The organism is Archangium sp. (assembly GCF_036389735.1).
Lineage (GTDB): Bacteria > Myxococcota > Myxococcia > Myxococcales > Myxococcaceae > Archangium.
The window spans coordinates 1-1798 of sequence record NZ_DASVWK010000632.1 but is presented as its reverse complement, the minus strand read 5'-3'; the positions used below and the strand labels follow the sequence as shown (position 1 = coordinate 1798).

Below are 1798 nucleotides of genomic sequence, written 5' to 3'. Positions count from 1 at the left end.
GGATCGGCCCTCGGATGGGGAATACTGGCTGGATGGGGTGGAGGTGGCGCGGCTGGATCGCGATGCCCTGGCGCGCGTGCGCAACCGCACCCTGGGCTTCGTCTTCCAGAGCTTCAACCTCCTGGCGCGCACCAGCGCCATCGAGAACGTGGAGCTGCCGCTTATCTACGCCGGGGTGCCGGCGAAGGAGCGGCGGCGCAGGGCCCGCGAGGCGCTGGAGCGGGTGGGGCTGGGCGCGCGCCTGGACCACCACCCGCGCCAGCTCTCCGGCGGCCAGCAGCAGCGCGTGGCGATTGCCCGGGCGCTGGTGAGCCGGCCGCGCGTCATCCTCGCCGACGAGCCCACCGGCAACCTGGACTCGCGCACCACCGTGGAGGTGATGGCGCTCTTCCAGGAGCTGCGCCAGGAGGGCCTCACGCTGGCACTGGTGACGCACGAGCCGGACGTGGCCGAGTACGCCGAGCGCCTCGTGGTGGTGCGCGATGGGCGCATCATCTCCGACAAGCGCCAGGTGCCGCGCACCGCGGACGTGTCCGCCCCGCAGGAGGTGGCGTCATGAACTTGCTGGAAACCTTCCGGGTGGCGGCGCGGGCGCTCCTGCGCAGCAAGACGCGCAGCTTCCTCACCGCGCTCGGCATCATCATCGGCGTGGGGGCCGTCATCGCCATGGTGGCCATCGGAGACGGCGCGCGAGCGAGCGTGCAGAAGGTCTTCGACGCCATGGGGACGAACCTGCTCATCGTCCTGCCGGGCTCCTCCTCCTCGGGCGGAGCCCGGGGGGGCTTCGGCAGCCAGCCCACCATGACGTGGGACGACCTGGAGGCGCTCCGCACCCAGGTGCCCACCGTGCGCGCCGCCGCGCCCGAGCTGCGCTCCAACGCACAGGTGTTCTCCGAGGACCAGAACTGGGCGACGAGCGTCATTGGCACCACCTCCGACTACTTCGTCGTGCGGAGCTGGACGGCGGCCTCGGGCGCGTTCTTCTCCGAGCTGGACACCGAGGGCGGCATGAAGGTGGCCGTGCTTGGCGCGACAGTGGTGGAGAACCTCTACGGGCCAGGCGTCAACCCGGTGGGACAGGTGGTGCGCATCAACAAGACGCCCTTCACCGTGGTGGCGGTAGCGGCGCGCAAGGGGCAGTCCGCCATGGGGCAGGACCTCGACAACACCGTCTTCGTCCCCGCCACTACCTTCCAGCGCCAGGTGCAGTCCCAGTCCCTGGGCAACTACATCAAGGGCGCCATCTTCGTGCAGGCCCGCTCCGCGGACGACACCGCTCGGGCCCAGGAGCAGGTCCGTCAGCTGCTGCGCGAGCGCCACCGCCTGGGGGAGGACAAGCCCGATGACTTCGACATCCGCAACCTGGCCGAGGTGGCCAGCGGCCAGCAGGAGAGCACCCGGACGCTGAGCCTGTTGCTGGCCGCCATCGCCGCCGTGTCGCTGGTGGTGGGCGGTATCGGCATCATGAACATCATGCTGGTGAGCGTCACCGAGCGCACCCGGGAGATTGGCGTGCGCGTGGCGGTGGGGGCCCGACCCCGGGACATCCTCACCCAGTTTCTCATCGAGGCGCTCGCGCTGGCGCTGATAGGCGGCCTCATTGGCACGGTGCTCGGCGTGGGCGTGGCTCGGCTGCTGGCGGCGCAGTTCGGCTGGCCCCTGCTGGTGCGCCCGGAGGTGGCCCTTCTGGCGCTCGGCTTCAGCGGGCTGGTGGGGGTGGGCTTTGGCCTCTACCCGGCGCGCAAGGCGAGCCTCCTCGACCCGATCGATGCCTTGAGGTACGAATGATGCGTGGACT

General features: G+C 70.6%; 2 protein-coding genes. Both read left to right on the top strand.

The genetic code is table 11. The features are described 5' to 3' along the window. Nucleotides 1–559 (top strand): ABC transporter ATP-binding protein (locus VF794_RS22080; protein ID WP_331113514.1); only part of this gene is annotated, 559 nt, incomplete at its 5' end. Then, a complete protein-coding gene (locus VF794_RS22075; RefSeq protein ID WP_331113512.1) occupies nucleotides 556–1788 on the top strand; it encodes an ABC transporter permease in 1233 nt (410 codons plus the stop codon). The genes VF794_RS22080 and VF794_RS22075, both read left to right, overlap by 4 nt. Nucleotides 1789–1798 lie beyond the last annotated feature (10 nt).